General features: G+C 67.8%; 17 protein-coding genes. 7 read left to right on the top strand and 10 right to left on the bottom strand.

Annotated features, from left to right (window positions below):
• Positions 1-55 precede the first annotated feature (55 nt).
• The 3 genes from PHLH3_RS24310 to purL all read right to left on the bottom strand — a co-directional run bounded on the left by PHLH3_RS24310 (position 56) and on the right by purL (position 4,786).
• Positions 56-373, bottom strand: a complete 318-nt coding sequence (locus tag PHLH3_RS24310; protein WP_111263558.1) for a YqfO family protein — start codon at positions 371-373, stop codon at positions 56-58.
• 224 nt (positions 374-597) lie between these two features.
• Positions 598-912 carry a CDGSH iron-sulfur domain-containing protein gene (locus tag PHLH3_RS24315; protein ID WP_213626104.1) on the bottom strand — a complete coding sequence of 105 codons (315 nt, stop codon included), beginning with the start codon at positions 910-912 and terminating at the stop codon, positions 598-600.
• Positions 890-4,786: a phosphoribosylformylglycinamidine synthase gene (purL, locus tag PHLH3_RS24320; protein ID WP_213626105.1), complete on the bottom strand. Its 3,897-nt coding sequence runs from the start codon at positions 4,784-4,786 to the stop codon at positions 890-892. The genes PHLH3_RS24315 and purL overlap by 23 nt, the downstream gene beginning before the upstream one ends.
• 222 nt (positions 4,787-5,008) lie before the next feature.
• Here purL and mltF point away from each other — a divergent pair, with 222 nt between their 5' ends.
• Entirely contained in the window at positions 5,009-6,466 is a 1,458-nt protein-coding gene (gene mltF, locus PHLH3_RS24325) for a membrane-bound lytic murein transglycosylase MltF (protein WP_213626106.1), read from the top strand.
• An 18-nt stretch (positions 6,467-6,484) separates the two neighbouring features.
• Here the strand turns inward: mltF and tadA are convergent, their stop codons facing one another.
• The 7 genes from tadA to PHLH3_RS24360 form a co-directional block, all read right to left on the bottom strand.
• Complete coding sequence (tadA, locus tag PHLH3_RS24330) at positions 6,485-6,970, bottom strand: tRNA adenosine(34) deaminase TadA (protein WP_213626107.1); 486 nt, start codon at positions 6,968-6,970, stop codon at positions 6,485-6,487.
• Between the two features lies 1 nt (position 6,971).
• Entirely contained in the window at positions 6,972-8,336 is a 1,365-nt protein-coding gene (locus tag PHLH3_RS24335; protein WP_213626108.1) for a multicopper oxidase family protein, read from the bottom strand.
• Positions 8,337-8,505: 169 nt separating this feature from the next.
• Positions 8,506-10,086 (bottom strand): iron ABC transporter permease, encoded by a 1,581-nt coding sequence (locus PHLH3_RS24340; protein ID WP_173172928.1) that lies wholly within the window; start codon positions 10,084-10,086, stop codon positions 8,506-8,508.
• Positions 10,086-11,105 (bottom strand): extracellular solute-binding protein, encoded by a 1,020-nt coding sequence (locus PHLH3_RS24345; RefSeq protein ID WP_213626109.1) that lies wholly within the window; start codon positions 11,103-11,105, stop codon positions 10,086-10,088. The genes PHLH3_RS24340 and PHLH3_RS24345 overlap by 1 nt, the downstream gene beginning before the upstream one ends.
• Positions 11,106-11,285: 180 nt before the next feature.
• Positions 11,286-12,866, bottom strand: a complete 1,581-nt coding sequence (gene guaA / locus PHLH3_RS24350) for a glutamine-hydrolyzing GMP synthase (RefSeq protein WP_213626110.1) — start codon at positions 12,864-12,866, stop codon at positions 11,286-11,288.
• 112 nt (positions 12,867-12,978) lie between these two features.
• On the bottom strand, positions 12,979-14,448 hold the full coding sequence (gene guaB, locus PHLH3_RS24355; protein ID WP_111263549.1) for an IMP dehydrogenase: 1,470 nt from the start codon (positions 14,446-14,448) through the stop codon (positions 12,979-12,981).
• 161 nt (positions 14,449-14,609) lie between these two features.
• Entirely contained in the window at positions 14,610-15,383 is a 774-nt protein-coding gene (locus PHLH3_RS24360; RefSeq protein WP_213626111.1) for a sulfite exporter TauE/SafE family protein, read from the bottom strand.
• Between the two features lie 109 nt (positions 15,384-15,492).
• On the opposite strand from PHLH3_RS24360, the gene PHLH3_RS24365 reads away from it, so the two are divergent.
• From PHLH3_RS24365 to PHLH3_RS24390, 6 genes are all read left to right on the top strand, one after another.
• Complete coding sequence (locus PHLH3_RS24365; RefSeq protein ID WP_213626112.1) at positions 15,493-16,410, top strand: LysR family transcriptional regulator; 918 nt, start codon at positions 15,493-15,495, stop codon at positions 16,408-16,410.
• Positions 16,411-16,463: 53 nt separating this feature from the next.
• On the top strand, positions 16,464-17,015 hold the full coding sequence (locus PHLH3_RS24370) for a sugar ABC transporter ATPase (protein WP_213626113.1): 552 nt from the start codon (positions 16,464-16,466) through the stop codon (positions 17,013-17,015).
• A gap of 47 nt (positions 17,016-17,062) precedes the next feature.
• Positions 17,063-18,442 carry an exodeoxyribonuclease VII large subunit gene (xseA, locus tag PHLH3_RS24375; protein ID WP_213626114.1) on the top strand — a complete coding sequence of 460 codons (1,380 nt, stop codon included), beginning with the start codon at positions 17,063-17,065 and terminating at the stop codon, positions 18,440-18,442.
• A 3-nt stretch (positions 18,443-18,445) separates the two neighbouring features.
• A complete protein-coding gene (locus PHLH3_RS24380) occupies positions 18,446-19,267 on the top strand; it encodes a peptidoglycan DD-metalloendopeptidase family protein (RefSeq protein ID WP_213626115.1) in 822 nt (273 codons plus the stop codon).
• A 153-nt stretch (positions 19,268-19,420) separates the two neighbouring features.
• On the top strand, positions 19,421-20,704 hold the full coding sequence (locus PHLH3_RS24385; protein WP_213626116.1) for a mechanosensitive ion channel family protein: 1,284 nt from the start codon (positions 19,421-19,423) through the stop codon (positions 20,702-20,704).
• A gap of 83 nt (positions 20,705-20,787) precedes the next feature.
• Positions 20,788-22,458, top strand: a complete 1,671-nt coding sequence (locus PHLH3_RS24390) for a flagellinolysin (RefSeq protein WP_213626117.1) — start codon at positions 20,788-20,790, stop codon at positions 22,456-22,458.
• The last annotated feature ends 211 nt before the right edge of the window (positions 22,459-22,669 follow it).

Consider the following 22,669-nt stretch of genomic DNA (forward strand, 5'->3'; position numbering starts at 1 on the left):
TCCCCGCGTGGGAGGATGGCGGGGAACAGCCCCGCACGCCGCGAGGGTGGGCGACTCAGAACACCAGGTCGGACAGGCGCCAGACCTCATAGGCCGGCGTCTCGTAGGGATGCGCCTGCTTGAGGGCGCGCACGGCATCGTGGATCAGCTCGTCGGCGACGACCATCTCCACCTTCCACTCGGACACATGCTCCACCCGGCCCACCTCGCCGATGAAGGGGTCGGCTTCGGCCAGGGGACGGAACTGGCCCTGGCCCAGGCTCTGCCAGCAGCAACTGTCATAGGCACCGATTCGGCCACCACCCGCCGCGAAGACCGCTTTCTTGACCGGCTCGAGATGGGACTCCGGAACGTAGAAGCACAGCTTGTACATCAATCACTCCACAGGCAATTACAGGCTGGACGCTAGTGGCCAGATGATGCCATCGGAAGATGGCACTTCGCCAATACTTTGTCGCGACCAGCGTCACGATACCGGCATTCGACTGGCTACCGGTCGAAGTGTTCAGCGCCGCCATAGAGCAGTTGGCCATAAGCGGGGCCGGCCTGAGCGCCCCGAGCGGAGCGCGATGGAGCCGGGACGAGCCAGGCTTGCGGTCAGCCGCCCTGCCAGAACCGACGCCACTTGTCCTTCAGCGAAGGCGCGGCGCGGGCGTGGCTGCCGTCGCAATACGGCAAGCGTTGCGACAGGCCGCAGCGGCAGAGGATGAGCAGTTGCTGGCGTTCGATGTGAAGCGAGAGGCCCTGCCGGCAGTCGCCTGGGCAATCGGGAAGCCGGGGCGAGTGCCCGCAGCGGCAAAGCAGGAGGGTGGCGCCGGGTTCGACCCGGCGCACCTCCGGTAGCGAAGCGCCCTCCCCCGTATCCGGAAGCGGGCGCTCGCCGGCGTCGTCAGTCGACCCAGACGCGGGCATTGCGGAACATGCGCAGCCAGCCGCCGTCTTCCTGCCACTCGTCAGGGCGCCAGGAGTTCTGCACGGCACGGAACACGCGCTCCGGGTGCGGCATCATGATGGTCACGCGACCATCGCGGCTGGTGAGGCCGGTGATGCCACGGGGCGAGCCGTTCGGGTTGGCCGGATAGCTCTCGGTGACCTTGCCGTGGTTGTCGACGAAGCGCATGGCCACGCAACCGGACAGGTCGGCTTCCAGCAGGGCTTCCTCGCTCTCGAACTCGGCATGGCCTTCGCCGTGGGCGATGGCGATGGGCATGCGCGAGCCGGCCATGCCGCGCAGGAAGATCGACGCCGACTCCTGCACCTGGACCATGGCCACGCGGGCCTCGAACTGCTCGGAGCGGTTGCGCACGAAGTGCGGCCAGAACTCGCTGCCCGGGATCAGCTCGTGCAGGTTGGACATCATCTGGCAACCGTTGCACACGCCGAGGGCGAAGCTGTCCTTGCGCTCGAAGAAGGCCTGGAAGCCGTCACGGGCACGGGCGTTGAACAGCACCGACTTGGCCCAGCCCTCACCGGCACCGAGCACGTCGCCGTAGGAGAAGCCGCCGCAGGCCACCAGGCCCTTGAACTCTTCCAGGCTGACGCGGCCGGCGAGGATGTCGCTCATGTGCACATCGATGGCGGCGAAGCCGGCACGGTCGAAGGCGGCCGCCATCTCGACCTGGCCGTTGACGCCCTGCTCACGCAGCACGGCGACCTTGGGACGCGCGCCCTTCTTTATATAGGGAGCGGCGATGTCCTGGTTGACATCGAAGCTGAGCTTCACCGACAGGCCGGGGTTGTCTTCGTCCAGCAGGACGTCGAACTCCTGGTCGGCACAGGCGGCGTTGTCGCGCAGGCGCTGGATCTGGTAGCTGGTCTCGGTCCACTGGCGCTGCAGCATGCGGCGCTCACCGGCGAACACCGGCTCGCCGTTGAAGGCGATGGCGACGTCGGCACCATTGACCGGCTGGCCGATGACGGCCACGCAGTCGCCCAGGCCGGCGGCGCTGAACTGGGCCAGCACTTCCGCGGTGGCGCCCTGCTGGACCTGGATGACCGCACCCAGCTCTTCGTTGAACAGCACGGCCGCCAGTTCGTCGGCGGAATCGGCCAGGGCATCGAGTTGCAGGTCGAGGCCGCAATGACCGGCGAAGGCCATTTCCAGCACGGTGGTCAGCAGGCCGCCGTCGGAACGGTCGTGGTAGGCCAGCAGCAGGCCATCCTGGTTCAGGCCCTGGATCACGGCGAAGAAGGCCTTGAGGTCTTCGGCATCGTCGACGTCCGGCACGGCCTGGCCGAGCTTGGCGTAGGTCTGGGCGAGGATCGAGCCACCCATGCGGTTCTGGCCACGGCCGAGGTCGACCAGGATCAGGTCGGTCTCGCCCTTGTCCAGGCGCAGTTGCGGGTTGAGGGTGCGGCGTACGTCCTGCACCGGGGCGAAGCCGGAGATCACCAGGGACAGGGGCGAGGTCACGGACTTGTCCACGCCCTCGTCCTGCCAGCGGGTCTTCATGGACATGGAGTCCTTGCCCACCGGGATGGTGATGCCCAGCGCCGGGCACAGCTCCATGCCCACGGCCTTGACCGTGTCGTACAGGCGCGCGTCCTCGCCCGGGTGGCCAGCGGCGGCCATCCAGTTGGCGGACAGGCGGATGTCGGAAATCTTCTCGATGCGTGCCGCCGCCAGGTTGGTGATGGTCTCGCCGACCGCCATGCGGCCCGAGGCCGGGGCGTCCAGCAGGGCCAGCGGGGTGCGCTCGCCCATGGCCATCGCCTCGCCGGTGTAGACGTCGAAGCTGGTGGCGGTGACGGCGCAGTCGGCCACCGGCACCTGCCACGGGCCGACCATCTGGTCGCGAGCCACGAGGCCGGTGATGGTGCGGTCGCCGATGGTGATCAGGAAGCTCTTGCTGGCCACGGCCGGGTGGTGCAGCACACGGCTGACCGCGTCGGCGATGTCGACACGGGCGGCGTCGAAGTCATCGCCCTGCTCGGCTTCGCGGGTCACGCTGCGGTGCATGCGCGGCGGCTTGCCCAGCAGGACGTTGAGCGGCATGTCCACCGGCTTGTTGCCGAAGTGGCTGTCGGCGACGGTCAGGTGCGGCTCCTCGATGGCCTCGCCGACCACCGCGAAGGGGCAGCGCTCGCGTTCGCAGATGGCCTTGAAGCGCTCGAAGTCGGCGGCGTCCACCGACATCACGTAGCGTTCCTGGGACTCGTTGCACCAGATTTCCAGCGGGCTCATGCCCGGCTCGTCGTTGGGCACGGCGCGCAGTTCGAAACGGCCGCCGCGGCCACCGTCGTTGATCAGTTCCGGCAGGGCGTTGGAAATGCCGCCGGCACCCACGTCATGGATGAACTTGATGGGGTTCTCGGCACCCAGCTGCCAGCAGCGGTCGATCACTTCCTGGCAACGGCGCTCCATTTCCGGGTTGTCGCGCTGCACGGAGGCGAAGTCCAGGTCGGCGGAACTGGCACCGGTGGCCATGGAGGAAGCGGCACCACCGCCCAGGCCGATGAGCATGGCCGGGCCACCGAGGACGATCAGCTTGGCGCCGACCGAGATCTCGCCTTTCTGCACGTGCTCGGCGCGGATGTTGCCCATGCCGCCGGCGAGCATGATCGGCTTGTGGTAGCCGCGCACTTCTTCACCGTGGGGGGTGTCGATGGCCTGCTCGAAGGTACGGAAGTAGCCGTTCAGCGCGGGACGGCCGAACTCGTTGTTGAACGCGGCGCCGCCCAGCGGGCCCTCGATCATGATGTCCAGCGCGGTGACGATGCGCTCGGGCTTGCCATAGGGCTTCTCCCAGGGCTGCTCGAAACCGGGGATCTGCAGGTTGGAGACGGTGAAGCCGGTCAGGCCCGCCTTGGGCTTGGCACCACGGCCGGTGGCCCCTTCGTCGCGGATCTCGCCGCCGGAGCCGGTGGAAGCACCGGGGAAGGGAGCGATGGCGGTCGGGTGGTTGTGGGTCTCCACCTTCATCAGGATGTGCACCGGCTCCTCGGTCGCGCCGTACTGGCGGGTTTCCGGGTTGGGGAAGAAGCGCCCGGCAGTGAAGCCCTCGATGACCGACGCGTTGTCCTTGTAGGCGGACAGCACGCCTTCGCGGTTCATCTCGTAGGTGTTCTTGATCATGCCGAACAGGCTCTTCTCCTGCGCCTGGCCGTCGATGTCCCAGCTGGCGTTGAAGATCTTGTGGCGGCAGTGCTCGGAGTTGGCCTGGGCGAACATCATCAGCTCGACGTCATGGGGGTTGCGCCCCATCTCGTTGAAGCTCTTCACCAGGTAGTCGATCTCGTCGTCGGCCAGGGCCAGGCCCAGCTCGACGTTGGCGCGGGCCAGGGCATCGCGGCCGCCGCCGAGGATGTCGACCACGGTCAGCGCCTTGGGCTGCGCGTGGCTGAACAGGCCCGAGGCCTCTTCCAGGGCGCCCAGCACCAGTTGGGTCATGCGGTCATGCAGCGCGCTGGCGATCAGTTGCGCCTCGGCGTCGGAGAACTGGCCGGCGACGTAGTAGGCGATGCCGCGCTCGATGCGCTCGATCTTGGCCAGGCCGCAGTTGCGGGCGATGTCGGTGGCCTTGCTCGACCAGGGCGAGATGGTGCCCAAGCGCGGCAGCACCAGGAACAGGCGGCCGGACGGCTCCTGCACCGGGACGCTGGGCCCGTACTTGAGCAGGCGCGCCAGGACCTTTTCCTCGTCGGCGGTAAGAACGCCGGTGACTTCGGCAAAGTGGGCGAACTCGGCGTAAAGACCGGTGACGGCGGGAACCTTCTGGGTCAGTTGCTCGAGCAGTTTGCCGTGGCGAAAGGCGGAAAGGGCGGGGGCACCGCGCAGGATCAACATCTTCTGGACAGCCTCTGGGAAGGGGTGTGCTTAGAGGCCGTGCATTCTAGCGCAAAGCGCCTGGTTCCGGCACCCGTGCCGTACCGCTCGAAGCGGCCTTCCGAGGAGCGGCAGGGCGAGCGCGCACCGGCCGCAAACGCCCACCCCCGGGGCCTGCAGCTAGCAGAGAAGATTTCCACTGTCGAGATATGGCAAGGATCGGGGTTTGCGTATACTGCGCCGATGTTCACCCCACCCGTGTTCCGCAAGCGTCGTGCCTTCTGGCTATTGGCGACCGGAATCCTCCTGCTGCTCGGAGGCTGCAAACAGCCGTCCACCCTCGAGCGCATTCAGGAGGAGGGTGTGCTACGCGTGGTCACCCGCAACAGCCCGGCCACCTATTTCCAGGACCGCAACGGCGAAACCGGCTTCGAGTACGAACTGGTGAAACGCTTCGCCGACGACCTGGGCGTCGAGCTGCAGATCGAGACGGCCGACAACCTCGACGACCTCTTCGCCCGCCTCGGCCAGGCCAATGGCCCGGTGCTCGCCGCCGCCGGCCTCGTGGCCAGCGATGCGCGCCAGCACGAGTCGCGCTTCTCCCACCCGTACCTGGAAGTCACGCCGCAGGTCATCTACCGCAATGGCGAGCGCCGCCCCACCCGCCCGGAAGACCTCGTCGGCCAGCGCATCCTGGTGCTCAAGGGCAGCAGCCATGCCGAGCAACTGGCCGCGCTCAAGGTGCAGTACCCGGAGCTGAAGTACGAGGAATCCGACGAAGTGGAGATCGTCGACCTGCTGCGCATGGTCGACGAAGGGCAGATCGACCTGACCCTGGTGGACTCCAACGAGCTGGCGATGAACCAGGTGTACTTCCCCAACGTGCGCGTCGCCTTCGACCTGGGCGATGCCAGCAACCTGGCCTGGGCCGTCGCGCCCGGCGAGGACGACAGCCTGCTCGACGAGGTCAACGGCTTCCTCGACAAGGCCAAGGAAAACGGCACCCTGCAGCGCCTCAAGGATCGCTACTACGGCCATGTCGACGTGCTCGGCTACGTCGGCGCCTACACCTTCGCCAAGCACCTGCAGCAGCGCCTACCCAAGTACGAGCAGCACTTCCGCCAGGCCTCCCAGGACAACCAGGTGGACTGGCGCCTGCTGGCCGCCATCGGCTACCAGGAATCCCTCTGGCAACCGACCGCCACCTCCAAGACCGGCGTGCGCGGCCTGATGATGCTGACCCAGGACACCGCCAAGGCCATGGGCGTGGCCAACCGCCTGGACCCCAAGCAGAGCATCGTCGGCGGCAGCAAGTACTTCGGCATGATCAAGCAGGGGCTGGCCGATGAGCTGGTGGAGCCGGACCGCACCTGGTTCGCCCTGGCCGCCTACAACATCGGCATCGCCCACCTGGGGGACGCGCGCAAGCTGGCCGAGGCCGAGGGCCTGAACCCGAACAAGTGGCTGGACGTGAAGCAGATGCTGCCGCGCCTGTCGCAGAAACAGTGGTACCGCAAGACCCGCTACGGCTATGCCCGTGGCGGCGAGACCGTGCACTTCGTGCAGAACATCCGCCGCTACTACGACATCCTCACCTGGGTGACCCAGCCGCAGATGGAAGGCTCGCAGGTGGCCGAGAGCAACCTGCACGTCCCCGGCATCGACAAGCGCAAACCCAGCGAAGACACCCCGCCGCTCTGACCGCGCACGACGCGTCCTTCAGCCCTTCAGCGAACGCCGCGCCCTGAAGAACTCGCTGAGGATCGCGCCGCACTCCCCCGCCAGCACCCCGCCCTCCACCAGCACCCGGTGGTTGAGGAAGTCCTGGGTGAAGAACTGGCCCCGGCTGATCGCCACGCCCGCCTTGGGCTCGGTGGCGCCATAGACCACGCGCGCTACCCGCGAATGGACGATGAGCCCGGCGCACATGCTGCAGGGCTCCAGGGTCACGTACAGCGTACTGCCCACCAGCCGATAGTTTTCCAGCGCCAGCGCCGCATCGCGGATGGCGACCATCTCGGCGTGGGCACTGGGGTCGTGCCGTGAGATCGGGCAGTTGAAGCCGCGCCCGATCACCCGGCCGTCCTGCACCAGCACCGCGCCGACCGGCACCTCGCCCAGGGCCGCGCCCTCTGCGGCGAGCGCCAGGGCCTCGCGCATGAAGTCCTCGTCACGGCTGCGGTCGACGATCATCGGCTGGCGCATCTCAGGCCACCTCGATCGCGGCCATCAGGCCGGTCTCCATGTGGTCGATGACGTGGCAGTGGAACATCCACACGCCGGGGTTATCGGCCACCAGGGCGATGCGCGCGGTCTCGTTCTTGCCCAGCAGGTAGGTGTCGGTGAAGTAGGGGACGATGTCCTTGCGGTCCGAGCCGATCACCTTGAAAGCCATGCCGTGCAGGTGGATCGGGTGCAGGTACTGGGCCATGTTGCGCAGCTCGAAGATGTAGTGGCCGCCCTTCTTCAACGTGGCGATGGGGCGATCGGCGCAGGTCTTGTCCTGGATGTCCCAGGCCTTGCCGTTGATCTGCCAGTAGTTGCTCGGCCGACCGGCGGCGCTGGTCAGGGTCGCCGCCCATTCGAACTTGAAGCTGAGGGTCTCGGCCTTCTCCAGGTCCGGCTCCGGCACCGGGTTGGCCGGCAGCGCGGGCGGCCAGTCGCCGGCCGGCTCCTGGCTCGCCACGCTCTTGAGCGTCGCCAGGCGCAGCGGCCCGTTGCGCAGCGGCAGTTCCTGGCCGGCGGCGGGCACCTTGAGCGCCAGCTCGATGCGCATGCCCGGGCCGAGCCAGTACTCCTTGCCCAGCTCGCGCGGTGCGATGGGGTGGCCGTCCAGGGAATAGATGCGCACCTCCGCGCCCGGCATGTTCAGCCGGTAGGTGATGGTGCTGTCGAGGTTCAGCACGCGCAGGCGCACCACCTGCCCGGCGGGCAGCTCCAGGGTCGGTGCCGGCGTGCCGTTGATGGTGGTCAGGCGCCCACGGGTGCCTTCGCGAGCTGCCTCGCGGGGCACGCTGAACTGGGTGAAGGCGCCCTCCTCGTCCACGTGCCAGGTCTTCAGGCTGAGCACGCGCTCGTGACGGAAGCCGCTGGGCTCGCGCTCCTCGACGATCAACGGGCCGACCAGGCCGCGCCCCAGCTGCTCGGCGCTGGACAGGTGCGGGTGGTACCAGAAGCTGCCGGCGTCATCGGTGCGGAAGCGGTAGTCGAAGTATTCGCCCGGCAGCACCGGCAGCTGCGAGACATAGGGCACGCCGTCCATCTCCAGGGGCAGGCGGATGCCGTGCCAGTGGATGGTGGTGGGCTCGTCGAGCTTGTTGATGAAGCGCACGCTCAGCCAGTCGCCCTGGCGTGAACGCAGCTCCACGCCCGGCGCCTGGCCGCCGTAGGCCCAGGCCGGGGTGACGTGGCCGGACACCAGTTCGAGGTCCAGCGGCGCGGCGATCAGCTCGTAGTCGTGGGTCTTGGCATCGAGGTTGCGGCCCAGCCAGTAGCGGGTGCCGCCGGCGCCGAGGCCGACCACGCCGAGGCCGACCAGGCCGCCGAGAATCTGTCTGCGGGTGAATGACACGGAATCCAGGCTCCTGTGAGTAATGCTTCGCGGGGCCATCAGGCGGTGCGTTGTCGCTCTGCGGCGACAGGAAGGGCCGGCCTGCATGGGCCGGCTCACGGGTGGCACATTCTGGCACAGCCCCCTTGCATCAGGGCAGCGCCGGGCCGTGGCCAGATGCCACAGCCGCCTAGCGGTTGCGCCCCAGGTAGGCGCGGGTGGTCAGCAGGTACACCGGCAGCCCGGAAACCAGCACGATCAGCGCGGCATAGGGCGCGGCGGCGGCGTACTCCAGGTTGGCGGTGTGCGACCACACGGCGGTGGCCAGGGTGTCCAGGCCGGTGGGGCCGAGGATCAGGGTGGCCGTCAGCTCCTTCATGCAGTCGAGGAACACCAGCACGAAACCGGCACCGATGGCCGGGAAGATGATCGGCAGGGTCACCCGGAAGAAGGCCCTGAGCGGCGTCTGCCCGAGGGTGCGCGCGGCCTCCTCCAGCTGCGGCGAGGCTTTCTCCAGCGCCACGCGGATCGGCGACTGGGCCATGGGCATGAACAGCAGGGCATAGGCCACCAGCAGCAGCAGCGTGGTCTGGTACAGCGCCGGCGCATAACCCAGGGCGAAGAACACCAGGGACAGCGCGATCACCAGCCCCGGCAACGCGTGCAGCAGGAAAGGCAGGCGCTCGGCCAGGCGCGCGAGACGCCCGTGGTAGCGCACCACCACCAGCCCCACCGGCAATGCCAGCAGGCAACTGATCAGCGCGCCGCCGAAGGACAGGTAGAGCGACGAACCCAGGGTGCGCAGGATATCCATCAGCGGGAAAGCGGCCGAGCTGCCCTCGTGGATCCAGAAGCCGAGCATGGCCAGCGGCGTGCCCGAGCCGACCACCACCAGCGCCACCAGCAGCGCCTGGATCGGCCAGTCCCACAGGCCCAGGCGCACCGGCGCGGTACGCCGCGCCACGCCTTGCCCGGTACGGGCGAAACCGCGCCCGCGCAGGCGCAGCTCCATGCCCATCATCAGCATGCACAGGGCCAGCAGCAGCGCCGAGAGCATCGCCGCGTTGGCGTTGCTGAATTCCAGCTCGAACTGCTGGTAGATGGCCGTGGTGAAGGTCTGGTAGCGCATGATCGACGGCGCGCCGAACTCCACCAGCATGTGCAGCGCCACCAGCAGCCCGGTGCCCATCAGGGTCGGGCGCAACAGCGGCAGGGTGACCCGCCAGAACACCTGGCGCCGGGTGTAGCCGAGCATGCGCGCGGACTCCTCCAGCGCCGGGTCGAGGTTGCGCAGGGTCGCCACCACCGGCAGGTAGATCAACGGGTACTTGGACAGGATCATCACCAGCGCCGTGCCGCCGAGGCCTTCGAACACCGGGCTGATGGAAATCCACGAGAAGCCGGCGACGAAGGCCGGGATCGCGAACGGCAGGCACAGCAGCACGTTCCACTGGCGACGCCAGCGCAGGTCGCTGCGTTCCACCAACCAGGCCAGGGCCAGGCCGAGCAGCACGCAACCGGCGGTCACCAGCACCATCAGCTTCATGGTGTTGGCCAGCAGGTGGAACACGAAGGGGCGCCACAGCAGCTGCCAGGCGGTGTGCCAGCCGGATTCCCAGCTGCGCACGGCGACGTAGAACAGGGGCAGCGCGGCGACCAGCAGCAAAGCCAGGACCGGCACCTGCAGCCAGATGGGCGGGGTGCGGCGACGGCGGCCGAAGGGTTTCGACGTGGAGGCCGCCAGGGCCGGGTCCAGGACTTCGGATTGCATCAGTTCAGCCCGACCTCGCGCTCCAGTTCCAGGGCGTCCTCGGCCAGGCCGATGTCGGCGGCGGTGAGCTTGGGCGGGCGCAGCTGGTCATAGGGCTTGAGCAGCGGGTCGGCCGGCACCTTCTGGTTCACCGGGTACTCGGCGGACTGGCTGAGGATGGCCTTCTGGCCCTCTTCGCTGAGCATGAAGGCGACGAACTGCTGGGCCTCCTTCGGGTGCTTGCTGGCCTTCACCACCGCCACGCCGGACACGCTGGCCAGGCCACCGGCATCGCCGTCGGCGAAGTAGTGCAGCTTGCTCTTGAGCTCGCCCTTCTCCTTCTTCAGGGCCATCCAGTAGTAGCTGTTGATCAGTGCGGCGGCGACTTCGCCGTTCTCCACCGCCTTCATGGCGATCACGTTGTTGGTGTAGGTGGAGCCGAAGGCCTTGAGGCCGGTCAACCACTCCTCGGCCTTCTCGCGGCCCTGGAGCTTGATGATCGCGGCCACCTGGCCGAGGAACTCACCGCTGCTGGGCACGAAGGCGATCTTGCCGCTCCACTCAGGGTCGGCCACCTCGAGCACGCTCTGCGGCAGGGGCTGGTCGCCCAGCTCCTCGGGGTTGTAGGCCAGCACGCGCACGCGCGAGGTGACGCCGATCCAGTTGCCGGCGGGGTCGGCGAACTGCGGCTCGACCTGCTTCAGGGCGCTGTCGTCCACCTTGGCCAGCAGGCCCTGGCCCGCCAGCTTGATCAGCGGCGGCGCCTCTTCGGTGTAGATGATGTCGGCGGGCGAGCGCTCGCCTTCCTCGGCGATCTGGTTGGCCAACTGGCCACCACCGCCCTTGCGGATGCGCACCTGGATGCCGGTGGCTTTGGTGAAGGCCTCGGCGACGGCCTTGCCGGTCGCTTCGTGCTGCCCGTTGTACAGAGTCAGGGTCACTGCGTCGTCGGCCCGGGCCACCATGGGCAGCAGCAGGCCGAGGGACAGAACACCCGCGCAGCAGGCGCGGGCCAACGCAGTTACGAGACGTGCCGACATAAGCCACTCCTATCAACTCAGCAATAATCGGAAACGATTATACGGACCAACTGCGCTTCATTCTCAAGAAAAGGCTGCGACAGGTTGCTGCGGCAGATGAGAGGAAGCCGGGGCAGATATGAAAAAGGCGCGGACCGCATGCGGTCCGCGCCTCCGACGCTTGCCTTCAGGCGCGCGCCGTCATTCCCACTCGATGGTCGCCGGTGGCTTGCTCGACACGTCGTAGGTGACGCGGGAGATGCCTTCGATCTCGTTGATGATGCGGTTGGAGACCTTCTCCAGCAGCTCGTAGGGCAGGTGCGCCCAGCGCGCGGTCATGAAGTCGATGGTTTCCACGGCACGCAGGGCGACGACCCAGGCGTAGCGACGGCCGTCACCGACCACGCCGACCGATTTCACCGGCTGGAACACCACGAAGGCCTGGCTGGTCTTGTGGTACCAGTCGAAGGCACGCAGCTCCTCGATGAAGATGTGGTCTGCGCGGCGCAGCAGGTCGGCGTACTCCTTCTTCACCTCGCCGAGGATGCGCACGCCCAGGCCCGGGCCCGGGAACGGGTGGCGGTAGACCATGTCGTAGGGCAGGCCCAGTTCGAGGCCGATCTTGCGCACCTCGTCCTTGAACAGCTCGCGCAGCGGCTCGACCAGCTCGAACTGCATGTCTTCCGGCAGGCCGCCGACGTTGTGGTGGGACTTGATCACGTGGGCCTTGCCGGTCTTGGCGCCAGCCGACTCGATCACGTCGGGATAGATGGTGCCCTGGGCGAGGAACTTCACGTCCTTGAGCTTGGTGGCTTCCTCGTCGAACACCTGGATGAAGGTGCGACCGATGATCTTGCGCTTCTCTTCCGGGTCGGAGACACCGGCCAGGCGGCCCAGGAACAGTTCCTCGGCGTTGGCGCGGATCACCTTGACGCCCATGTTCTCGGCGAACATGGCCATCACCTGGTCACCCTCGTGCAGGCGCAGCAGGCCATTGTCGACGAAGACGCAGGTCAGCTGGTCGCCGATGGCCTTGTGCAGCAGGGCCGCGACCACGGAGGAGTCGACACCGCCGGACAGGCCCAGCAGCACCTTGTTGCTGCCCACCTGGGCGCGCACGGTGGCGATGGCGTCGTTGACGATGTTGGAGGGGGTCCACAGGGCTTCGCAGCCGCAGATCTCCAGCACGAAGCGGGAGAGGATGCGACCGCCCTGCTTGGTGTGGGTCACTTCCGGGTGGAACTGCACGCCGTAGTAGGCGCGGCTGTCATCGGCCATGGCGGCGATCGGGCAGCTCGGGGTGCTGGCGAGGATGTGGAAACCCTCGGGCATGGCGGTGACCTTGTCGCCGTGGCTCATCCACACGTCGAGGCCGAGCACGCCGTCAGCGTCGACGTGATCTTCGATGCCGTCGAGCAGGCGGGCCTTGCCGACCACGTCGACACGGGCGTAGCCGAATTCACGCAGGTCGGAACCCTGGACCTTGCCGCCGAGCTGCTCGGCCATGGTCTGCATGCCGTAGCAGATGCCGAACAGCGGGACGTTGAGATCGAACACCGCCTGCGGCGCGCGCGGGCTGTTGGCCTCGTGCACCGACTCCGGGCCGCCGGCGAGGATGATGCCCTTCGGCGCGAAGGCGCGGATGGCATCGTTTTCCATGTCGAACGGGTGGATCTCGCAATACACGCCGATCTCGCGCACGCGGCGGGCGATCAGCTGGGTGTACTGGGAGCCGAAGTCGAGGATCAGGATGCGGTGGGCGTGGATATCTTGATTAGCCATGAGCTTTCCTTCGGAAAGAGCTTGAAGCTGAAAGCCAGAAGCTGGAAGTGCAGGGCGAAAGTCATGCTTCCGTCCTCCAGCTTCCAGCTTCCAGCACCTGTTACGCGGCCCCTTAACCTACGCGGTAGTTGGGCGCCTCTTTGGTGATCTGCACGTCATGCACATGGGACTCGGCCATGCCGGCACCGGTGATGCGCACGAACTCCGGCTTGGTGCGCATCTCCTCGATAGTGGCGCAGCCGGTGTAGCCCATGGAGGCGCGCAGGCCGCCCATCAGCTGGTGGACGATCGCGGACATGGCGCCCTTGTAGGGCACGCGGCCTTCGATGCCTTCCGGGACGAGCTTCTCGGCACCGGCCGAGGAGTCCTGGAAGTAGCGATCGGAAGAGCCCTGGGCCTGGGCCATCGCACCCAGCGAACCCATGCCGCGGTAGGCCTTGTAGGAACGGCCCTGGAACAGCTCGACCTCGCCCGGTGCCTCTTCGGTACCGGCCAGCATGGAGCCGATCATCACGGCCGAGGCGCCGGCAACGATGGCCTTGGACAGGTCGCCGGAGAAGCGGATGCCGCCGTCGGCGATCAGCGGGACGCCGGTGCCGGCCAGGGCGGCGGCGACGTTGGCGACCGCGGAGATCTGCGGCACGCCGACGCCGGCGACGATGCGGGTGGTGCAGATGGAGCCCGGGCCGATGCCGACCTTGACCGCATCGGCGCCCGCTTCGGCCAGGGCCTTGGCGGCTTCGCCGGTGGCGATGTTGCCGCCGATCACCTGGACTTCGGGGAAGGTCTGCTTGACCCAGCGGACGCGGTCGATCACGCCCTTGGAGTGGCCGTGGGCGGTGTCGACGATGATCACGTCGACGCCGGCGTTGACCAGCGCGGTGACGCGGTCACCGGTATCGGCGCCGGTACCGACGGCAGCGCCGACGCGCAGGCGACCCTGGTCGTCCTTGCTGGCCAGCGGGTAGGCCTTGGCTTTCTCGATGTCCTTGACGGTCATCATGCCCTTCAGGCTGAAGGCGTCGTCGACGATCAGGACCTTCTCGATGCGGTGCTTGTGCAGCAGCTCGCGGACGGTGTTCTTGTCGGCGCCCTCCTTGACGGTGACGAGGCGCTCCTTCGGCGTCATCACCTCGCGGACGCGGGCGTCCAGGCGGTTCTCGAAGCGCACGTCGCGGGAGGTGACGATGCCCACCAGGTCACCGTTGGACAGCACCGGCACGCCGGAGATGTTGTGCTGGCGGGTCAGCTCGAACAGGTCGCGCACGGTGGCGTCGGCCTCGATGGTGATCGGGTCCTTGACCACGCCGGCCTCGAACTTCTTCACCTTGCGGACCTCGGCGGCCTGCTGCTCGATGGTCATGTTCTTGTGGATGATGCCGATGCCGCCTTCCTGCGCCATGGCGATGGCCAGGCGGGCTTCGGTCACGGTGTCCATCGCAGCGGACAGCAGGGGGATGTTCAGTTCGATGCCGCGCGTCAGGCGGGTCTTGAGGCTGACGTCCTTCGGCAGGACCTCGGAATACCCCGGGATCAGGAGTACGTCGTCGAAGGTGAGGGCTTCTTGGCTGATGCGCAGCATGGCGGGGCTCCCAGGCGGGAAAATTGGAAGCGCGGCATTATATCTCAGCTGTGATGGCGCGCTCAATGCGGCTGTAGCACCGTCGAGCGCTGCCCGGGTACTTTTTTTGCAGGGCCTGGTTCTGCCGCGAGCCGGCCCCACGCAACGGGAGCCGGCGGCGCTCATGCCGCCAGGTAACGCCACACCAGCGCCATGCCGCTGCACAGCACCAACCAGGTGACCAGGCGCACGAAGGCCTCGCGGGAGAGACGCAGGGTCAGGCGCCGCCCTGTCCATAGTCCCAGCGCCATGGCCGGCAACAGGCACAGGGCGAGCAGCAGGATCTGCCGGTCGGCGTAGAGCCCCGCGATGACGAACAACCCCAGGCGCACCAGGGTGCTGCAGCCGATCAACGCGCTCTGGGTGGCCCGGATCTGCTCCTTGGCCTGCAGGCGGCCGCTCAGGTAGAGCGCATAAAGGAAGCCGCCACTGCCGAACAGCGCCCCGAAGGTGCCGCCGAAGACGCCGAAAGGCACCACCCAGAAGGGCTTCATCGGAGCCTGCCGCACCGGCTGCAGGAACAGCGACCAGATGGCATAGGCGCAGACGAACAGGCCGAACAGCAGCATCAGCAGTTCGGCATCCAGGTTCACCAGCCCGTAGGCACCGATGGCGCAGCCCAGCGCCATGCAGGGCAGCAACCGGCGCAGCTCGGTGCCGGCCACCGCGCGCCGGGCAGACAGCCAGCTACCGGCGGAGGCGACGAAATCCAGCAGCACCAGCAGCGGGATGATCCGCGCCATGGGCAGGCTGCCCACCAGCAGCGGCCCGGCCACCAGCGCCGTGCCGAAGCCGGCGATACCGAACACCACGTAGGCCAGGGCGATGGCGCCGGCGATCAACAACCAGTCGGTCGGCGAGAACGGCAGGAGGGCGAACAGGCTTGCGAAACTCATGGAACGGCGCTCGGCAGGGGAAGGCCTCCAATCTAGCGAGCGCAGCGGGCACGGGACCAATACAATCCACGCCCTCATCCCATCTCCAAAAAGCATGGTAGGAGCCTCCGTGATCTCATTACGACAACTGCGCACCTTCATCGCGATCGTCGAGAGCGGCAGCTTCAGCCGTGCCGCAGAACGCCTGTTCATCGCCCAGTCGGCCCTTAGCCGGCAGATGCGCGAGCTGGAGACCCACCTGGCCACCCCCTTGCTGGAGCGCGGCCCCCGCCAGGTCGAGCTGACACCGGCAGGGCGCGCCTTCCACCCATTGGCGCAACGGCTGCTGCAGGACCTGGAAGCCGCCGGCAACCTGGCCCGCCAGGTCGGCCAGGGCCAGCACGGCACCCTGCGCCTCAGCCATTCCAGCTCGGTCCCCCTGGCCGCACCGCTGCAGGCGCCCCTGCGCAGCTACCTGGACCTGCACCCGGGGGTGAACCTGGAAATCGTCCAGCAATCCTCCGAGCAACAGCTGGCCGACCTGCAGGAAGGCCGCCTGGATGTCTGCCTGCTGCGCCTGCCGGTGCTGCGCCAGTACCCCGGCCTCGCCCTGCAGCCGCTGTACCGCGAAGCCCTGCTGATCGCCGTCGCCGCCGACCATCCGCTGGCCGCCGAGGGACGCCCGGTCGCCCTCGCCCGCCTGGCGGACGAACCCTTCGTCTCGGTGCCGCACATGCAGCGCGGCGGCCTGAGCTACCGCGCCGCCGAGCTGTGCCTGCGCCAGGGCTTCTTCCCCCGCGCGGCCCGCGCCGTATCGCGCAAGACCAGCCAGCTGCAGCTGATCGAAGCCGGTATCGGCGTCGCCCTGGTACCGGCCTCGATGCGCGCCATCGCCCCGGCCGGGGTGCGCTTCCTGGCCCTGGCCGAGGCCGATTGCGACAGCGAGGTGGCCCTGGCCTGGCGCCATGGCGATAGCCCCCTGAGCCTGGGCCTGGTGGAACACTTCCGCCTGCAACTGGGCGAAGCCGATCCGTCGCCTCGAGGTTGACGGCGGCAGGCCGACGGTTAAGCTGCGCGGCCCCCGATCCATCGGAGCACCCCGTGGAAACCCGTCAGCTGATCCTCGTCCCGCAGATCTCCAGCGTGCCCGGCCATCACGCCCAGGCAGGCCGCATGCTGCGCTGGCTGGTCCGCCAGGACGTGGTCGAAGCCCTGCCCAGTGCCTTCGCTCGCGGCGGCAACCGCATGGTCCACGCCCTCGCGCCGGGGGCCCGCAAGGTCGCCGAACACCCCGGGCACGTGCCCCTGGGCCAGCCACGCACCGGCCTGGAGATCGTCGACAAGCGCTGCATCTATACCCCTGCGCGCGGTTTTCTCGGCGAGGCCGGCTGCCCGGACTGCCGCCGCGAGATCGGCGAGCCGCTGTTCGAAAGCCTGGAGAACTGGTGGCCGGGCGAGACCGACAACTTCACCTGCCCCGAATGTGGCTTCGAGGACGACATCAACGGCTTCCTCTTCCTCCAGCCCTGTGGCTTCTCCAACCTGGCGTTCATCTTCAATGGCTGCACCGAGGCCGGCTTCGATCGCGCCTTCCTCGCCGCCTTCGCCGATCGCCTCGGCTACCCCGTGCGCGTGGTGCGGGTGGAAGACTGAACCGCGCGCATTGAGCGCGGGCCTTCGCCGCCCGTATCATGCCGCCCATGTTCAAAGACCCCTTCCAACGGCTCGGCCTCGACCGCGAGGTGCTGACCGTCAGCCAGCTCAACCAGCGTGCCCGCCACCTGCTGGAGGACGTGTTCCCCCAGGTCTGGGTGGAAGGCGAGATCTCCAACCTGGCCAAGCCCGCTTCCGGCCACCTCTACTTCACCCTCAAGGACAGCCAGGCCCAGGTGCGCTGCGCGCTGTTCCGGCAGAACGCCGCCAAGGTGCGCCAGGCACTGCGTGACGGCCTGGCGGTGAAGGTGCGCGGCAAGGTCTCGCTGTTCGAGGGCCGTGGCGACTACCAGTTGATCGCCGACACCGTGGAGCCCGCCGGCGACGGCGCCCTGCGCCTGGCCTTCGAGGCACTGAAGGAAAAGCTCGCCGCCGAGGGCCTGTTCGACGCCGGGTCCAAGCGCCCGCTGCCCGTCCACCCGCAACGCATCGGCATCGTCAGCTCGCCCACGGGCGCGGTGATCCGCGACATCGTCAGCGTGTTCCGCCGCCGCGCCCCACAGGTGGAACTGACCCTGGTGCCCACCGCCGTGCAGGGCCGCGAGGCCACCGCGCAGATCGTCCGCGCCATCGAGCGGGCCGATGCCCAGGGCTTCGACGCGCTGATCCTCGCCCGTGGCGGCGGCTCGCTGGAAGACCTCTGGTGCTTCAACGAGGAAGCCGTGGCCCGCGCCGTGGCGGCCTGCCGTACCCCCATCGTCAGCGCCGTGGGTCACGAGACGGACGTCTCCATCGCCGACTTCGTCGCCGACGTCCGCGCGCCCACGCCCTCCGCTGCCGCCGAACTCCTGGCCCCGGACTCCAGCAACCTGCGCCAGCGCCTGGAGAGCCTGCAGCGACGCCTGGTGCTGCGCATGCAGCAACAGATCGCCCATCACCACCTGCGCGTCGATGGCCTGGCCCGTCGCCTGCGCCACCCGGGCGAGCGCCTGCGCCAGCAGGCCCAGCGCCTCGACGACCTGGAAATGCGCCTGCAGCGCGCCCTCGACCGCCAGCTGAGCACCCGTAGGGAACGCTTCGCGCGCCTGGAGACGCGCCTGGCCGCGCAACACCCCGGCCGCGCCCTGAGCCTGTTGCGCCAGCGCCTGGATAGCCTCGCCGCGCGCCTGCCCCGTGCGATGCAGGAAGGCCTCAAGGAACGCCGCCTGCAGCTGCAGAGCCAGGTGCAGACGCTCAATGTGGTCAGCCCGCTGGCGACCCTCGGCCGGGGCTACAGCATCCTGCTCGACGAGCGTGGCCAGGCCATCCGCAACGCCGCCCAGACCCGCCCCGGCCAGCGCCTCAAGGCCCGGCTGGGTGAGGGCGAGCTCGACGTGCGGGTCGAAGACAACCACCTCACCCCGGTCACCCTCTCCCTGCTGGATTGACAGATGCGCCTGCTGCTCGCCCTGCTCCTCGCCGTCACCCTCCCCGTCCAGGCCGAAGGCTTCATCAGCCGCCTGCTGAACAAACCGGTGCCCGGCGGCGTCGCCGTGGTGCAGCTGGGCCAGGGTGCCCAGGCACCGACGGCGCGCTTCCAGGACAAGCCGGTGCTGGTGGTCAAGGAGGAAGGCCGCGACTGGATCGCCATCGTCGGCATCCCGCTCGGCACCCCGGCCGGCACCCAGCAGGTGAAGGTGAACGATGGCCGCAGCCTGGCCTTCAGCGTCGGCAAGAAGCATTACAAGGAACAGCGCATCACCTTGAAGAACACCCGCCAGGTGAACCCACTGCCCGAGGACCTCAAGCGCATCGACCGCGAACTGGCCGAGCAGACCCGCGCCTACCGCAGCTTCACCCCGGGCACGCCGAGCAACCTGCTGTTCGACAAGCCGGTGAACGGGCCGCTCTCCAGCCCCTTCGGCCTGCGCCGCTTCTTCAATGGCGAGGAACGCAACCCGCATTCGGGCCTGGACTTCGCCGTGGGTGCCGGCACACCGATCAAGGCCCCGGCGGCAGGCAAGGTGGTGCTCATCGGCGACTACTTCTTCAACGGCAAGACGGTGTTCGTCGACCACGGCCAGGGGCTGATCAGCATGTTCTGCCACATGTCGAAGGTGGACGTGAAACTCGGCCAGCAGCTGCCGCGCGGCGGCGTGGTCGGGCGTGTCGGTGCCACCGGCCGGGCCACAGGGCCGCACATGCACTGGAACGTCAGCCTCAACGACGTACGCGTCGACCCGGCCATCTTCATCGGGGCCTTCAAGCCCTGACGACGGGCACGGGGCGACCCGAGCCCGGCGCCGCCATACAACTCCCCTTACAGACGCCGCCTGGGCCGTGCGGCGCATTTTTGCTAAGGTCCGCCAGCTCCGGAGGCCCGCCTCAACGGCCGGCCCGATCACACCGCTGACATGGAGCCGCATATGCCCCACGAGCTGGCAACCTGGATGGACTGGCTGAACGGCCACCCCGAACTCCTCACCCTCTGCGCCTCCACCCTGCTGGTGCTGGGCGCGTGGCTGGCCAACTGGATGGTCAAGCGCATCCTCGTGCGCGGCCTCTATCGCCTGGTCGCCACCGGTCTGAACGGCGGTGCGAAGCTGCAGGACCACGGCATGATCAAGCGCCTGGCCAACGTCGTGCCGGCCCTGGTGCTGGCCAGCGGGGTCAAGGTCATCCCGGGCCTGCCGACGTCCCTGGTGACGGTGGTCACCAATGTCTGCGCCGCCTTCATCATCCTCACCCTCGCCCTGGCCCTGAGCGCGGTGCTGGATATCGTCAACGGCCTCTACCAGCGCCGCCCCGACGCCCACCTGCGGCCGATCAAGGGCTACCTGCAGGTGCTGAAGATCGCCGTGTTCGCCATCGCCGCCATCCTCATGGTGGCCAGCCTGATCGACCGCTCGCCGCTGATCCTGCTCTCCGGCCTCGGCGCCATGGCCGCGGTGCTGATGCTGATCTTCCAGGACACCCTGCTATCGCTGGTGGCCAGCGTGCAGATCACCTCCAACGACATCATCCGCGTCGGTGACTGGGTGGAGATGCCCCAGCTCAACGCCGATGGTGATGTGATCGACATCGCCCTGCACACGGTGAAGGTGCAGAACTGGGACAAGACCATCACCACCATCCCCACCAAGCGCTTCATCACCGACTCGTTCAAGAACTGGCGCGGCATGCAGGAATCCGGCGGCCGGCGCATCAAGCGCAGCCTGTTCCTCGACCAGAACAGCGTGCACTTCCTCGATGCCGACGAACTGGCCCGGCTGCACCGCTTCCGCCTGCTCGACGGCTACCTCAAGGCCAAGGAGAGCGAGCTGCTCAGCTGGAACGCGCAACTGGACGAGTCCAGCCGCCTGCCGATCAACAGCCGCCAGTTGACCAACATCGGCACCTTCCGCGCCTACGTGGAGAACTACCTGCGCCACAGCGGCGACATCCGCCAGGACATGACCCTGCTGGTGCGGCAGATGGCGCCCACTGCCGACGGCCTGCCGCTGGAGCTCTACTGCTTCACCAGCACCACCGCCTGGGCGCGCTACGAGGCCATCCAGTCGGACATCTTCGACCACCTGCTGGCGATCCTCCCGGAGTTCGGCCTGCGCGTGTTCCAACACCCGAGCGGAGCCGACATGCGCGAGCTGCGGCTGCCCGCACAATCGCCACAGGCCACGCCCGCCGCAGCCTTCGACCACTCGTCGGGCTGAAACCGCAGCGGCATCAAGAAGCCAGTACGCCCGCCGATGCAGTGTCGATACCGGAATTTCCGGTAGTGCGAGCGAGAGACAGGATGCTGACGGTCAATACCAACATCGCCTCCTCGTTCACGCGAAGACAGTTGAGCACCACGGACAATGCACTGGGCAAGACCTTGCAGCGCCTGTCGACCGGCCAGCGCATCAACAGCGCCAAGGACGACGCCGCCGGCCTGCAGATCTCCAATGCCCTGACATCCCAGGTGCGCGGGCTCAACGTCGCCACGCGGAACGCGAATGACGGCATGTCGATGCTGCAGGTGGGGGAAGGTGCGCTGCAAAGCGTGACGTCCGCGCTGCAGCGCATCCGCACGCTCGGCCTGCAGGCCATGAACGGCTCCAACTCCGAGACCGACCGCGCCGCACTGAACCAGGAGGCGCAGAAGCTCCTGGAGGAGATCAACCGGGTCAACGAGACCACCACCTTCGGTGGCCGCAAGATCTTCAGCCAGGACAGCGGCTCGCAGCTGGGCAAGCTCGACGAGCGCGCGGTGCTCAATTCGCTCAAGGGCTTCTGGATCAGCGAGGGCGAGCAGCGCGTCTTCGACGCCTACGGGATCAAGGCCGACGGCGCCACGCTGAAGATCACCCTGAGCAACGACCCGTCCAGCACCACCCTGGCCTCGGTCGCAGGTTCCCCCGGCGCCGGTGGCAAGTACTACAACCAGGTGCTCGACGTGAACATGGCCTACTTCGATGGGTCGAGCCTGCCCAACGGCGGCAACAACCCCGGCCAGTACACCGACCGCGTCCTCGCCCACGAGATGACCCACGCGGTGATGGGCCGGGCGATGAACTTCAACGCCCTGCCCGGCTGGTTCAAGGAAGGCACGGCGGAGGCGGTGCAGGGTGCCGACGAGCGCCTGCGCAGCGACATCGCCGCCAGCAGCATCGGCGCGGTGGTCGGCGCCTTCGGCGGCATCGGCAGCAGCGCCGGCTATTCCGCCTCCTACGCCGCGGTGCGCTACATGCACGCGCAGATCAAGGCCGCCGGCGGCAACGGCATCAAGGACGTGATGCAGTACCTGGCCGGCCACGCCAACTCCACCCTCGACGACGCCCTGGCCAACGCCAGCCATGGCGCCTTCGCCAGCGCCGCCGACTTCGGCACCCAGTTCTCCGCCAATGGCGCGGCCTTCATCGCCGGGATGGACCTGACCAACGAGGACACCGGCGCCATCGGCGGCTTCGATGCCGACGGCGGCGATGTGCTCACCGCCGAGGACGTGTTGCCCAACCGCGGCACCGGTACGCCCGGCTCCCTGGGCTTCAAGCTGGAAGAGCCCAAGCTGTTCGATGCCAACGCCACCGGTGGAGGCGTGCAGACCTCGCTGCAGGTCGGCGCCAACGCCTGGGAAACCATCGACGTCGGCCTCGCCTCCTTCAACACCGGAGCGATGGCGCTGAACAACGTCAACCTGATCAAGACCCCGGGCCTCGCGGTGATGGACATCGACGACGCCCTCGCCTACGTGGACCGCCAGCGTGCGTACATGGGCGCCATCCAGAACCGCCTGGACAACACGGTCAGCAACCTGCAGAACATCTCCGAGAACGCCAGCGCCAGCCGCTCGCGCATCACCGATGCCGACTTCGCCGCCGAATCGGCCACCCTCGCCTCGAAGCAGATCCTCCGGCAGGCGGCGCAGAGCATGCTGGTGCAAGCCAACCAGATGCCCCAGGCCGTACTCTCGCTCCTGGGCTGACGCGCAATTCCCGCTACATTTCGCCGCTACCCGAGCAAAAAACCATCGCTCAGATCCGACCAACGCACGAAATCACCAATTTTCCGACAAGCCTTGCCATATTCAACCCAAGCCAATAGGGTTGTCGGCATGAAAACCGCTCACACCCTCATCCTCCTGCGCCAACACGCCTGCCTACGCCTGGTCAGCCCACGACTGCGTAGCTGAATCG

The organism is Pseudomonas sp. Pc102, from assembly GCF_018408275.1.
GTDB classification, from domain to species: Bacteria; Pseudomonadota; Gammaproteobacteria; order Pseudomonadales; family Pseudomonadaceae; genus Metapseudomonas; species Metapseudomonas tohonis.